At 67.7% G+C, this 12,916-nt stretch carries 16 protein-coding genes; 9 read left to right on the top strand and 7 right to left on the bottom strand.

Annotation, left to right across the window (positions count from 1 at the left end; translation table 11 throughout):
- Positions 1–69 precede the first annotated feature (69 nt).
- From L687_RS36250 to L687_RS36260, 3 genes are read left to right on the top strand one after another with little or no spacing between them, the layout of a single operon-like run.
- Entirely contained in the window at positions 70–2,073 is a 2,004-nt protein-coding gene (locus tag L687_RS36250; protein ID WP_021200731.1) for a DUF262 domain-containing protein, read from the top strand.
- Between the two features lie 2 nt (positions 2,074–2,075).
- The gene (locus L687_RS36255) at positions 2,076–3,323 is read left to right on the top strand and encodes an alpha/beta fold hydrolase (protein ID WP_031207701.1); all 1,248 of its coding nucleotides are present in this window, start codon (positions 2,076–2,078) and stop codon (positions 3,321–3,323) included.
- 56 nt (positions 3,324–3,379) lie between these two features.
- The gene (locus L687_RS36260) at positions 3,380–3,661 is read left to right on the top strand and encodes a hypothetical protein (protein WP_021200733.1); all 282 of its coding nucleotides are present in this window, start codon (positions 3,380–3,382) and stop codon (positions 3,659–3,661) included.
- A gap of 89 nt (positions 3,662–3,750) precedes the next feature.
- On the opposite strand, the gene L687_RS36265 is transcribed toward L687_RS36260, so the two are convergent.
- The 3 genes from L687_RS36265 to glgA all read right to left on the bottom strand — a co-directional run bounded on the left by L687_RS36265 (position 3,751) and on the right by glgA (position 6,087).
- Entirely contained in the window at positions 3,751–4,008 is a 258-nt protein-coding gene (locus L687_RS36265) for a type B 50S ribosomal protein L31 (protein ID WP_021200734.1), read from the bottom strand.
- Positions 4,009–4,099: 91 nt separating this feature from the next.
- Positions 4,100–4,885, bottom strand: coding sequence for an ABC transporter ATP-binding protein (locus tag L687_RS36270; RefSeq protein ID WP_021200735.1), 786 nt, complete (start codon positions 4,883–4,885; stop codon positions 4,100–4,102).
- 17 nt (positions 4,886–4,902) lie between these two features.
- Complete coding sequence (gene glgA, locus L687_RS36275; protein WP_029260256.1) at positions 4,903–6,087, bottom strand: glycogen synthase; 1,185 nt, start codon at positions 6,085–6,087, stop codon at positions 4,903–4,905.
- 46 nt (positions 6,088–6,133) lie between these two features.
- On the opposite strand from glgA, the gene glgC reads away from it, so the two are divergent.
- Genes glgC through L687_RS36290 form a run of 3 tightly spaced genes read left to right on the top strand, consistent with a single transcriptional unit; the run spans position 6,134 to position 8,801 of the window.
- Positions 6,134–7,375: a glucose-1-phosphate adenylyltransferase gene (glgC, locus tag L687_RS36280; RefSeq protein WP_021200737.1), complete on the top strand. Its 1,242-nt coding sequence runs from the start codon at positions 6,134–6,136 to the stop codon at positions 7,373–7,375.
- Positions 7,376–7,424: 49 nt separating this feature from the next.
- Positions 7,425–8,060 carry a phosphoserine phosphatase SerB gene (gene serB, locus L687_RS36285; RefSeq protein WP_021200738.1) on the top strand — a complete coding sequence of 212 codons (636 nt, stop codon included), beginning with the start codon at positions 7,425–7,427 and terminating at the stop codon, positions 8,058–8,060.
- 45 nt (positions 8,061–8,105) lie between these two features.
- Complete coding sequence (locus L687_RS36290) at positions 8,106–8,801, top strand: alpha/beta fold hydrolase (RefSeq protein ID WP_021200739.1); 696 nt, start codon at positions 8,106–8,108, stop codon at positions 8,799–8,801.
- Between the two features lie 15 nt (positions 8,802–8,816).
- Here L687_RS36290 and L687_RS0121795 read toward each other — a convergent pair whose 3' ends face one another.
- A complete protein-coding gene (locus tag L687_RS0121795; RefSeq protein WP_031207704.1) occupies positions 8,817–9,527 on the bottom strand; it encodes a beta-ketoacyl-ACP reductase in 711 nt (236 codons plus the stop codon).
- A gap of 235 nt (positions 9,528–9,762) precedes the next feature.
- Here L687_RS0121795 and L687_RS0121800 point away from each other — a divergent pair, with 235 nt between their 5' ends.
- Genes L687_RS0121800 through L687_RS36295 form a run of 3 tightly spaced genes read left to right on the top strand, consistent with a single transcriptional unit; the run spans position 9,763 to position 11,110 of the window.
- A complete protein-coding gene (locus L687_RS0121800; protein ID WP_031207707.1) occupies positions 9,763–10,110 on the top strand; it encodes a DUF3099 domain-containing protein in 348 nt (115 codons plus the stop codon).
- Positions 10,107–10,301 carry a hypothetical protein gene (locus tag L687_RS43145; protein WP_081859644.1) on the top strand — a complete coding sequence of 65 codons (195 nt, stop codon included), beginning with the start codon at positions 10,107–10,109 and terminating at the stop codon, positions 10,299–10,301. The genes L687_RS0121800 and L687_RS43145 overlap by 4 nt, the downstream gene beginning before the upstream one ends.
- Positions 10,298–11,110, top strand: a complete 813-nt coding sequence (locus L687_RS36295; protein ID WP_021200742.1) for an SURF1 family cytochrome oxidase biogenesis protein — start codon at positions 10,298–10,300, stop codon at positions 11,108–11,110. The genes L687_RS43145 and L687_RS36295 overlap by 4 nt, the downstream gene beginning before the upstream one ends.
- A gap of 4 nt (positions 11,111–11,114) precedes the next feature.
- Here L687_RS36295 and L687_RS36300 read toward each other — a convergent pair whose 3' ends face one another.
- Genes L687_RS36300 through L687_RS0121805 form a run of 3 tightly spaced genes read right to left on the bottom strand, consistent with a single transcriptional unit; the run spans position 11,115 to position 12,897 of the window.
- Complete coding sequence (locus tag L687_RS36300) at positions 11,115–11,564, bottom strand: cupin domain-containing protein (protein ID WP_021200743.1); 450 nt, start codon at positions 11,562–11,564, stop codon at positions 11,115–11,117.
- Positions 11,561–12,184 carry a pyridoxine/pyridoxamine 5'-phosphate oxidase gene (locus tag L687_RS36305; RefSeq protein WP_021200744.1) on the bottom strand — a complete coding sequence of 208 codons (624 nt, stop codon included), beginning with the start codon at positions 12,182–12,184 and terminating at the stop codon, positions 11,561–11,563. Before L687_RS36305 ends, L687_RS36300 begins: the two co-directional genes overlap by 4 nt.
- 44 nt (positions 12,185–12,228) lie before the next feature.
- On the bottom strand, positions 12,229–12,897 hold the full coding sequence (locus tag L687_RS0121805) for an HAD family hydrolase (protein WP_152525916.1): 669 nt from the start codon (positions 12,895–12,897) through the stop codon (positions 12,229–12,231).
- Positions 12,898–12,916 lie beyond the last annotated feature (19 nt).

The raw sequence follows: 12,916 nt of genomic DNA on the forward strand, positions 1-12,916 counted from the left end.
CCGAATAGACTGATCGGGGCGCCCGGCGAGTCCTCGGCGCCCGTCGCTACGGGAGGACGAGACACCAGCATGAGCACCGCGACCAACGTCGAGGCGACAGCAGTCAACACGATCGAATGGCTCGCGGCAGGGAGCACGACCATCGTCGTCCCCGTGTATCAGCGGCAGTACCGGTGGGACATCGGCGGCTGCGAACGTCTCCTCTCCGACATCCGCGCGGTCGCCGGCGAAGACGATGCCCACCGTCACTTCATCGGCTCGATCCTGTCCGCCGAAGACGGCTCCGCAGCCGACTCCGACCTGATCCTCATCGACGGCCAACAGCGCATCACCACTCTCATGCTGCTGGTGGCCGCCCTGCATCATGCGATCCGCGATACCGACAGCGCCATGGCCGCAGCGCTCGAACGCGTGCTGGTGCGCTCCGACACTCCGGACCGCACCAAGCTGCGCCCGCACGATGCCTGGGCCGACCTGTACGAGTCCGTGGTCCTGGATCGACGCGATGACGCCGACCGAGAGTCGCGCTTCGACGACAACTACGCCTTCTTCCGCAGCCAGATCCACGTCGACGAGGTTCCGGCCATCTGGCGCGGGCTGCAGAAGCTCGAGCACGTGTCGATCACCCTCGGCGCGCAGGCGAACGCACAGCAGATCTTCGAGAGCCTGAACTCGACGGGCGAGCCGCTGCGCGACCACGAGCTCATCCACAACTACATCCTGATGGGGCTCAGCCACGCGGAACAGGTCGACGTCGAGGCCCGGTTCTGGGTTCCGATAGAACGGCACACCGGCGAGGCGATCGGTGCCTTCTGGCGGCACTACCTCGTACTCGTCACCGGACGCGAGGTCGCCGCGAACGGCGAGCACGGCGTGTACAGCGCCTTCCGGCAGTCGTTCCCGCGCGTCGACGTCGACCATCTGCAGGCGGACGCGGCCGAGTGGCGGCACTACGCCGAGATCTACGGCACCCTGCTGGATCCGTCGCGGGAGCAGGACCCGGAGATCGCGCGGCAGCTGCGCCACGTCAACACGTTCGGCCGCTCCTCTTACCCGCTCGTGATGAGCGCTTACAGCGATCATCTGCGCGGCGTGATCGACCGCGCAGAGTTCGTCGAGACGTTGGAGTGGTTGCAGGCCCTCTCCCTCCGCCGCGCCCTCGTGAACCTGCCCGCGGAGAGACTCGTCGCCAGACTGTGCCGAGCGCGCCGCGACGGTCGCGATGCGCTCGCCCGGGCGTTCGCGCGCATCACGCCCTCCGACGAGCGCGTCAGTGCGGTCGTGAAGTACAGCGAGCTCCCCCACCCCGCGTATGTGCTGGGACGGCTCGAAGGTGTCGACGACGTCGACGACTTCGACGTCGAGCACATCGTCCCGACCGTACCCGGAGATGCGTGGTCGGGCGACGGGGAGCGATCGTGGATCGACTATTCCGAAGACGAGCAGAACAGCCACCGTGCCCTCGCTCCGACCCTCGGCAATCTGACCCTGCTCGAGCAGTCGCTGACGGAGCGGGTGTTCGGTGCCTCCTTCCCCGTCAAGCGCTCGGAAGCCTACGCGCACAGCTCCGTGCCGGCCACGCGCGATCTCACCGACCTCGGCTCCTGGAACACGGCGGCGATCACCCGCCGCACGATCGCGCTCACAGCCGACCTCATCCGCATCTGGGCGCGCCCCGCGCTGCCGGAGATCGATGACGACGGCCTGACGCCGATCCTCGATGCGGTCCGTCGCCGCGGATGGCCGACGGGCTGGGAGCGGGAGTTCGATTACGTCGAGTATCGCGGTGAACGATGGGAGGTTCCCGACGTCAAGTATCTGTTCAATCGGGTCTTCCGTCGCGCCTGGACCGACACGAGAGAGGCCGCCCTGGCGTACTGCGCCGCGCACGGCGGTCCGATCTACCAGGACATGGCCTGGAAGGGGCAGTGGGATGAGCTCGACGAGGGTCATTTCCTCTACATGGGCTGGGATTCCAACTACATGATGACCGCGGTGCAGGGCGTGCTCGAGGAGTCGGGCATCGCCTCGGAGGTCTTCGTCAAGTACTCCTATATCGGAAATGTGATGTGAACATGAGCACCATCGTCCGCACGCTGCAGGATCTGACCGTCGAAGAGCACACGCTCACCGTCCCGCTGGTCTGGGGCGATCCGGCCGATCACCGCACCATCGAGATCTTCGCCCGCGTGGTCACCCGCGAAGGCGGCGACGCCCTCCCCTACCTGGTCTTCCTCCAGGGCGGGCCCGGGCATGAGGCTCCGCGCCCCTTCCACTCCTCGACATCGCCAGCCTGGCTCGACGAGGCCCTCGCCCACTATCGCCTGGTGCTTCTCGACCAGAGAGGGACCGGTCGGTCCACTCCTGTGGGCGACGGCGACCTCGAGCGCGGCTCGGCCGCCGTCGCCGAGCACCTCACGCATCTGCGCGCCGACGCGATCGTGCGCGACTGCGAGGCCGTGCGCGAGCACCTGGGCGCCACCACCTGGAGCGTGCTCGGACAGTCGTTCGGCGGCTTCACGACCTTGGCGTACCTCTCCACCGATGCCTCCTCCCTCGAGGACGTCTTCATCACCGGAGGCCTCAGCGCCGTGGGGCGGCACCCTGACGACGTGTATGCGCTCTGCTACGACAAGATGCGCGACGCCTCGGAACGCTACTACCGCCGTTTCCCAGAGCACCGCGATGTGATGCGACGGCTCGTCGAGCTGGCGGATGCCGGCGACATCGTCCTGCCCGACGGAGAAGTCGTCTCCCGCTCACGCCTCCGATCTGTGGGATCGGCACTCGGCACCGACGATGGCTGGCAGACCCTGTGGTCGATTCTGGAGCGCGATCCCTCCTCAAACGCCTTCCGATACGACCTGATGCACGCGATGCCCTACGACGGCCGCAACCCGCTGTACTTCGCCTTCCACGAATCGAGCTACGCGGACGGGCACGCGACCCGGTGGTCGGCCGAGCGCACCGAGCCCACGGACTTCCGCGACGACCCCACGCTGTTCACAGGTGAGCACATCCGGCGCGAGTGGGCCGAGACGGTGCCCGCGTTCCGGCCATGGCGCGAGGTCGCCCTCGAGCTCGCCGAGTTCGAGTGGCCGAGCATCTACGACGCGGCCGCGATCGCCGGGTCGGAGGCGACCGGTGCGGCCGCGGTCTACGTCAACGACGTCTACGTGCCATATGAGTTCTCTCTCGAGACGGCGAAGCTCATCCCGGGGGTGCAGCTCTGGCAGACGAGTGAGCACGAGCACAACGGGCTGCGTTCGGGACCGGTGCTGTCGCGCCTCATCGACCTCGCGCACGGTCGCCGCATCCGCTGAACATCTCCTCCCGAAGGAGGATGCTCTCGCTCCACCCGACGCCTACTCTGGAGCACATGGAACAGGGAGTGGGCGTGCTCGTCACGGTCGGAGTGCTGCTGCTCCTGGTCTCGGCGGTGATCGTCGTGATCGCCTTCGGCTTCTCGAGGGTGCCGATCGAGAAGAAGTACGAGACCAGTGGAGGGGGACTCGGCGGCGCATTCGACGCCGTCTGGTCTCCGTCTGCGCACGAGGCGGGTATCGAACGCGACCGCCAGACGCAGCGGACGGCCCCGGCACCATCGCCGGGGGATCCTCCAGACACGATCGACGACGGCCGGATCCGACTCGACCTCTGAGGTTTCGGGCACGGCCGCGAACGCAGCGGCCGGGGAACGAAGAAAGCCCCACGCTCCGAGGAGCATGGGGCCTTGTTCGTTGGCGATCGTTACTTGGACGAGCCGCCGAAGCCCTTGAAGCGCTGGTTGAACTTCTCGACGCGGCCGGCCGAGTCCATGATGCGCTGCTTACCCGTGTAGAACGGGTGCGAAGCCGAGGAGATCTCGACGTCGATGACGGGGTACTCCACGCCGTCCAGCTCGATGGTCTTGTCGCTCGACACGGTCGAACGGGTGAGGAACGTCTCGCCCGAACCGAGGTCGCGGAACACGACAGCCTTGTACTCGGGGTGAATGTCAGTCTTCATGGGATTCCTTAGTTGCTGCCCTGGATTGTGCCAGGGACGAGGGAAGTCTGCGGTGCAGAGAGCACCAAGGGTCGATTCTATCAGACCCGGATCAGGATGCTGCGCGGGCGGCGTAGCGGCCGTCCTCGCCGCTGAGCACGATCGGCATGCCGAACGTGTCGCTGAGAGCCTCGGCCGTGAGCGTCTCCGCGATCGGGCCCGCCGCGACCACGGCACCGTCCCGGATCAGCATCACGTGGGTGAATCCCACGGGGATCTCCTCCACGTGGTGCGTCACCATCAGCATGGCCGGGGTGGTCGGCGAGGACGCGTACCCGCTGAGGAGCGCGAGGAGCTCTTCACGAGAGCCGAGATCGAGCGAAGCCGTGGGCTCGTCGAGAAGCAGGAGCTCGGGGTCCGTCATGACGGCACGCGCGATCTGGACCCTCTTCTGCTCGCCGTCGCTGAGGGTGCCGAAGGTGCGGTCGGCCAGATGGTCGAGACGCCAGTCGCCGAGGACGCGGAGCGCGCGGCGCTCGTCGATGGCCTCATAGCTCTCGTTCCAGCGGCCGAGCACGGAGTACGCCGCCGTGAGCACGGTGTTGAGAACCGTCTCGTCCCGGGGCACACGCTTGGCCATGGCCGACGAGGCGAAGCCGATGCGCGGGCGCACCTCGAACACGTCGGTGCGGCCGAGGGTCTCCCCCAGCACCGTCACCGTTCCCGACGTCGGGTGCATGAGAGTGTCGGCCAGCTGCAGGAGCGTGGTCTTTCCCGCGCCGTTCGGGCCGAGGATCACCCATCGTTGATCGTCGTCGACCTTCCAGGTCACGTGATCGATGATGTTGCGCCCCTCACGGCGCACGACGACGTCGGTGAATTCCAGAGCGCTCGGCATGCCTTCAGCCTATCGGCTCAGGCGGTCAGCTCCGCGTAGAGCGCGCGCGTCGTCTCGGCGATCGCCGCCCAGCTGAACTCCTCGCGCGCCCGCTCCCGTCCGGCCTCGCCGTACGCGCGTGCCCGATCCTGATCCATCGCCACCTCCGTGAGCACGGCGGCCAGATCCGCGACGTAGCGGTCAGGGTCCACCGGCGTGCCGGTGCCGTCCTGAACCTGCTCGATCGGGACGAGACGCCCGGTCACACCGTCGGCGACGACCTCAGGGATCCCACCGGTCGCGGTCCCGACGACCGCCGCCCCGCACGCCATCGCCTCCAGGTTCACGATCCCGAGGGGCTCGTAGACGGACGGGCAGACGAACGTCGTCGCGGCCGTCAGGACCGTCGACAGCTCGTCGCGCGGCAGCATCCGCTCGATCCAGATCACCCCGTCCCGCTCCTGCTGGAGCAGCCGGACGCCTTCTTGGACCTCCGCCATGATCTCCGGCGTGTCCGGCGCTCCGGCGCAGAGCACCAGCTGCACCTCTGGCGGCAGCAGACGCGCGGCCTGCAGGAGAAACGGCAGCCCCTTCTGCCGCGTGATGCGACCGACGAAGACGACCGACGGTCGAGCAGGGTCCATTCCGATCGATCGCAGGAACTGGTCGTCGCGTACCGGACGCCAGCGTTCGACGTCGATCCCGTTGTGGATCACCCGCACCTTCGCCGGGTCTACCTGCGGGTAACTGCGCAGGATGTCGGCACGCATCCCCGCGCTCACAGCGATCACCGCTGCGGCGTTCTCATAGGCCAGGCGCTCGATCCCACTGGAGACGGCGTAGCCGCCGCCGAGCTGCTCCGCCTTCCATGGTCGAAGGGGTTCGAGGCTGTGCGCCGTGAGCACGTGGGGGATGCCGTGCAGCTGCGAGGCGAGATGCCCGGCGAAGTTCGCGTACCAGGTGTGGCTGTGCACCAGATCGGCCTCGGCGATAGCCGACACGATCTCCAGATCCGTGCCAAGCGTCTGCAGAGCGGCGTTCGCCCCGGCGAGCTCTGCGGGCGTGCGGTAAGCGAAGGTGCCCGCCTCGTCACGGGGTGCGCCGAACGCACGGACCCGCACGTCGACGTGCTCCCTGAGGGCCGCGACGAGCTCGGCGACGTGCACGCCGGCACCGCCGTAGACCTCCGGCGGGTACTCCTTCGTGATCATTTCAACTCGCATGTCTGAACGCTAGTACAGCGACGATGATGGCATCTATGGTGGAGCCATGTCCGCTCCAAAGAAGGTCTTCGGGATCATCCTCGCCGGCGGCGAGGGCAAGCGCCTCATGCCTCTCACGGCCGATAGAGCGAAACCCGCAGTGCCCTTCGGCGGACAGTACAGACTCATCGACTTCGCGATCTCGAACCTCATCAACTCCGGGTTGCGGCAGATCGTGGTGCTGACGCAGTACAAGTCGCACAGCCTCGACCGACACATCTCGCAGACCTGGCGGATGTCGGCGCTCCTCGACTCCTACGTGACCTCCGTGCCGGCCCAGCAGCGCCTCGGCAAACGGTGGTTCTCGGGCTCCGCCGACGCGATCCTGCAGAGCATGAACCTCATCAACGACGAGAAGCCCGACATCGTCGTCGTGATCGGCGCCGACCACGTGTACCGGATGGACTTCCGCCAGATGCTCGAGGCGCACATCGAGTCCGGTGCCAAGGCGACCGTCGCCGGCATCCGCCAGCCGCTCGCGCTCGCGTCGCAGTTCGGCGTGATCGACGCCGACGCGGAGTCCGGACGGATCAAGCAGTTCCTCGAGAAGCCGACCGACATCGCGGGCCTCGAGGATTCGCCCCACGAGGTCCTCGCCTCGATGGGCAACTACATCTTCGACGCCGACGCGCTGATCGCCGCCGTCGAGGCCGACGGGGAGTCTCCCGTGTCCGGGCACGACATGGGGGGCGACATCGTCCCCTACTTCGTCGAGCGCGGCGAGGCCGGCTACTACGACATGAAGCAGAACGAGGTCCCCGGTTCTTCTCCACGCGACCGGTCGTACTGGCGGGACGTGGGAACGATCGACTCGTTCTTCGACGCGCACCGGGACCTCATCTCGACGCTTCCCGTCTTCAACCTCTACAACATGGAGTGGCCGATCCACTCGCAGGCCGTCAACTCCCCGCCGGCGAAGTTCGTCAGGGACTCGGTCGGACGGATCGGCAATGCGATCGACTCGATCGTCTCCCTCGGCTCGGTGCTGTCCGGAACGCACCTGGAACGCAGCGTGGTCGGTCCGTGGACACTCGCCGGAGGAGGATCGACCATCACCGACTCGGTCGTGTTCGACCACGTGCACGTCGGCCAGGGGGCACGCATCCACCGGGCGATCCTCGACAAGAACGTGGTGCTGGCTGATGGAGCGACGGTCGGTGTGGACCGTGAACGCGACCTGGCGCGCGGCTTCACCGTCACGGAGTCCGGCATCACCGTCGTGGGCAAGGGCATCTTCATCGACCGCTGAGCACGTCACGCCGCACACCGACCACTCGAGCGATCGCTAGGCTCGACGGGTGACCAGCGCGCGCTTCCTCGTCGTCCTCGATGCCGATTCCACCCTCATCCGCAACGAGGTGATCGAATTGCTCGCCGACGAAGCCGGGCGGCGTGCCGAGGTGCAGGCCGCCACCGAAGCGGCGATGCGCGGTGAGGTCGACTTCTCGACGAGCCTGCGCTCGCGGGTCGCGGCTCTGAAAGGTGTACCGGTGTCGGCCTTCGAGCGCGTCCGCGCGCGCATCGAGCCCACGCCCGGCGTGCGAGAGCTGACTGCGGCCGTCCACGACCGCGGCGGGGTGGTGGGCGTCGTCTCCGGAGGATTCCACGAGATCCTCGACAGCGTCGCGCCGGCCCTCGGCGTCGATCGCTGGCGAGCCAACCGTCTCGACGCCGCAGAAGGCGTGCTGTCCGGCCTGGTAGACGGTGACATCGTCGACGGCGCGGCGAAGGCATTGTCTCTCCGGGAGTGGGCGGCGGAACTCGGGGTCGCTCCCCGGGCGACCATCGCGATCGGCGACGGTGCGAACGACCTGCCGATGATGGCGGTCGCCGGTCTCGGTCTCGCCTTCAACGCGAAGCCCGCCGTTCGGGAGGCCGCGAGCCTCGTCATCGGCCCGCAGGACTTGGCGGAGGTCATCGCCCTGCTGCCGTAAGGGAACGCTGTGGTGAAAGTCCGACGCCACCGCTAGCGTCAGCTCATGGACATCATCCTCATCCCGGGACTCTGGCTCGATGCGTCCAGTTGGGAAGAGGTGATCCCTGCCCTCGAACAGGCCGGGCATCGCGCACATCCCCTCACCCTCCCCGGCCTCGGCGCGCCCGCCGCCATCTCCGCGGGGATCGGCATCGCCGAATGGATCGACGCCGCCGTCCATGCCGTGGACGCCCTGCAGGGAGAGATCGTGGTGGTGGGTCACAGCGGCGGGGGCAACGTGGCATGGGGCGTCGCCGATGCCCGCCCCGAGCGCCTGAAACGAGTCGTCTTCGTCGATACCGTGCCGCCCCCTCCCGGGAGCGGCATCAGCGAGTTCGAGATCGTGGACGGGGTCGTGCCCTTCCCCGGTTGGGGCTTCTTCCCGGACGAGGACGTGAGCGACCTCGACGACGCGACCCGAGCGCGTACGACTCGCCTCACCCGCAGCGTTCCCGCGAGGGTGCCGACCGACGGCATCGTCCTGGAGAACCGCTCACGCCATCGAGTTCCGGTGACGCTGCTGATGGCTGGCCTCGATCAGGCCACGTTCGACGAGATGATCGACCAGTGGGGTGCGTACGCCGACGAATACCGGTCGATCGATGACGCCGAGGTCCTGCGCATCGGCTCCGGCCATTGGCCGCAGTTCTCCGTGCCCGAACGGCTCGGTGCGCTGATCAACGCGGCGACCGCGCGCTGAACACCGGTCTCGGGGTCAGTGCCCCATTCCGAGGCCGCCATCGACGGGGATGACCGCGCCCGAGACGTACCCGGCGTCGTCACCCGCGAGCCATGTCACCACACCCGCGACCTCATCGGGTGTGGCGAAGCGTGCGGCCGGGATGCTCGCCTTGTACTGCTTCTGGGTCTCTTCGGGGAGCTCGGCGGTCATGTCGGTCTCGATGAATCCGGGAGCGACGACGTTGGCGGTGATCCCGCGCGCGCCGAGCTCACGGGTGATCGATCGCGCGAAGCCGACCAGGGCGCTCTTCGACGCCGAGTAGTTGGCCTGGCCTGCGGAGCCGTAGAGTCCGACGACGCTCGAGATCAGGATGATGCGGCCGAAGCGTGCCCGGAGCATGCCCTTTGAGGCACGCTTGACGACGCGGAACGTGCCTCCCAGATTCGTCGCGACCACGCTGTCGAAGTCGTCTTCACTCATGCGCATCAGCAGGGTGTCCTTGGTGATGCCCGCATTCGCGACGACGATCTCCACCGGTCCCAACTGCTGCTCCACCTCGGTGAACGCCGCATCGAGCGCGGCCGCATCCGTGACATCCGCCCGGACCGTGAGAGTCCCCTCCGGCCCCTCGCCGCTGCGAGCGGTGACCGCGACGCGGTATCCGTCCCGCACGAAACGCTCCGCGATCGCGCGGCCGATACCGCGGTTTCCGCCGGTGACGAGGACGACGCGCTCAGCGCTCATGGGGACACTCCTGCTCTGGCCGGTGGCACGGGTTCCCGAGCCGTCATCGATCCTACCGACGATGCCGGGTCGATCCTCGGCTCCGCGATAATCGCGATCGGCGCGTTCCCCCTCATCGGCGTCTTCATCGGCTTCCTGTTCGTCGGAGCGCTCAGCCTGCCCGTCGTCTTCTCGCGCTGAACCGCCTCCGAACCGGCACGCCGAATGCCCGGTACCGGCGTAGGCTTGAGACATCGTGAAGAACGCGCGTCAAGTCCCGGCCGTCACCTCACTGCCGCAGTCTCCGCGGGATGAGGCAGACCATCGTGTGCGCCGTTATGTCCTGACGATGTCCATCCGCATCGCGTGCTTCGCTCTGATGGTGCTGGTCCAGCCGTACGGTTGGTACACCTGGGTTTTCGGGATCTCCGCCGCCGTGCTGCCGTACATCGCCGTGGTCTTCGCCAACGCGGGCAGCGACAGCACCGAGACCGGTGCCGAGTCGCCGGTTCAGGAGCTGTCCGCCCCGGCGCCCGCACCGATCGAGAGCCAGCCCGCGACACCACCGGTGTTCACGATCCACGAAGGCCCGAAGGACCGATGACAGACCTCGAATGCTCGCGTGCCGGCTGCCGGAGCGCGGCGACCAGACAGGTCGTATGGCGCAACCCCCGCATCCATGCCGCCGATCGGGAGAAGATCTGGTTGGCGTGCGATGAGCACGTCGCCTACCTCCGGGACTATCTGGCAGCACGTGACTTCCCTGTCAGTGTTCGGGATGGGATCCCCGCATGAGCGGACGTCTGACCCGATGGGCCGTCTACGTGCTCATCGCGATCGGTTTCGCGGTCGCGTGCGTCTTCCTGTCGAACTGGCAGTTCGAGCGCAACGAGACCAGAGCCGCGCAGATCGAGCTCGTTGAAGAGAACTACGACGCGAAGCCTGTTCCCCTCTCCGACCTCATCGGAGAAGACGGTGCCCTCGATCCCTCCGACGAGTGGCGACCGGTGATCCTGCAGGGCGAATACCTCGCCGACCAGCAGCTCCTGGTGCGCAACCGCCCGCACGGCGGGACGAGCGCCTTCGAGGTGCTCGTGCCGTTCCGCGACGTCGATGGTCGCATCTTCATCGTCGATCGCGGCTGGGTGCCGCCGGGTGACGGGGACGCGCCGGATTCGGTGCCAGCACCGCCGGAGGGCGAAGCCGAGGTCACCGTGCGTCTTCGCCCGGGTGAGCAGGTTCCGGCATCGGGCCGTGGCGCGCCCGAAGGTCAGGTGCCGACCATCAATCTGCCGACCATCGCCGATCTCGTCGACGGTGACGTGATCACCGGAGCCTACGGACGGATGATCAGCGAGGACCCGGCCGGCGCAGGGACGCTGGGGGGATTCGACTCCCCCACCGACGATCCGGGTCCGCACCTGTCCTATGCCATCCAGTGGATTCTCTTCGCGCTGATGGGCTTCATCTTCATCGGATACATCATCCGGACGGAGATCGTGAAGCACCGCGAGGAGGTCGAGGGAGTCCAAGCCCCCGTCAAGAAGTCGCGCCGCAAGGACCACGACGCCGACGTCGAGGACGAACTGCTCGACGTACGGTGACTCTTCAGCCGGTGCTCGCTCGGTCCGACCATGGCATCGGGCGCTCCGGTAGCCGCGAGCTGTCGTCCGGAAGGTGCGGCAGTTCCTCGCCGCCGGCGCGGAGACAGAGCCAGCGCAGTTCGCCCGGACTGTCCGGTCGCGCCCGCCACGTGCGAGCGACGCCCTGACCGACGCGGATCACGGTACCGGGGCCGACCTCCACCACATCGTCGTCCAGCCCCATCTGCCCTCGCCCTCCGAGGAACACGTAGACCTCTTCGATCTTCCGGTGCACGTGCCAGTAGCCGGCCTCTTCGCCCGGCTCCAACGCGTTCGCGGTCATCCCGATGTACTGCATCGTCAGCTCATGGTCGACGACGCGACGCCCGTCGCGCGATCGTGCGGCATCGAAGCCACCATGGTGGGTGCGCCACTCGTCGAGCGACCCGATCTCGAGCACCTGATAACCGCTCATGTCCGCTCCCCTGCGCCTCTATATCTCGCCACACCGGCGGCCTCGCCCGTCACGCTGCGGCTCCAGCCGCCCTCCGCGCGCTGAAAGACGATCCGGCTGTGGTTCCGGTCCGCCGATCCCTGCCAGAACTCGACCCGCGCCGGGACGATCCTCCAGAGCACCCATTCCCCCGGCGCGACACCGCGACGAGCGTCAGCCGACCGCGCGGCGAGATCTGCGGCGCTCTCCACCTCGGACGCTTCCTGGATCATTCCCCGGACCCGCACGGCCCGTCGGAGCGGCTGCCACCAGAAGTTCAACGCCGCGGCAGGGCGTGCGGCGATCTGCTCGCCCTTGCGGGACGAGCGCGTCCCGGCGAACGCCCATCCTCGCGCGTCGACGCCCTTGAGGATCAGTGTCCTCGCATCCGGCACGCCGTCATCGTCGACCGTCGCCAGGGTCGCCGCGTGCGGTTCCGCGACCCCGCTCTCGGCGGCCTCTCCGATCCAATCGACGAATAACGGCACGGGATCTTCGGGAAGCCCTGCGAGATCGAGCGGCGGCGCGACCCCGGTGAGGGAAGGCTGCGCACGCAACCAGTCGCTGATGTCTGACGAGGACGGGGGATGCGCGAACGGCATGCTCTCGACTATGCCATGGGTCCGCCCCGGGCAGGGCCGAGTGGTCAGGCGAGTTCGGCGGAGGCGGAACCCACCGGGAGCGGCCCCAGGAGGTCGATCAGCTCGCCGAGCGTCGAGACCCGGCGGGTGTCTCCTGCCCACTTCTGGTGCCCGCCGTCGAAATGGACGAACTCCGCGCCGAGATCGTCCGCGATCTCTCGATCGTGATTGGTGTCGCCGACGACGAGCACATCATGCGCAGCCATCCCGGATGTCGCCAGCCATCGCGAGATCACATCGTGCTTGGAGGCGCGGAAGGGATCGTCGATCGACAGCACCGCTTCGAACGCCTCGCCCAGGTCGTGCGGGGCCATCTGCCGAGCGAGGGCATCCGGAAGAGTCGCCGAAGCGAGGACCTGGCGGATCCCTCGCTCACGGAGCACCGCGAGCGTGGCCCGCACGTCGGAGTGGAGCGGCGCCTCGCCGACGCGCTGGGCGAGCAGGTCGAGATACGTGGTTGCGGCCGACAGGAATCGGTCGTCCCCGAGTCCGACCGAGCGGTAGAAGTCCCGGATCGGGAAGCGGAAGACGGATCGGTACGCGTGCTCGTCGGCGAGCGGTTCGAGCGCGTGCTCCTCGAGCACGGCGTTCATGACCTGACGGCAGATCTCGGCATCGTCGAGCAGCGTGCCGTTCCAGTCCCAGCAGATCGCGCGGATGTGCCCCAGCCCCATGTCCGTCACGATATCCCGG

The organism is Microbacterium maritypicum MF109, from assembly GCF_000455825.1.
Lineage (GTDB): Bacteria > Actinomycetota > Actinomycetes > Actinomycetales > Microbacteriaceae > Microbacterium > Microbacterium maritypicum_A.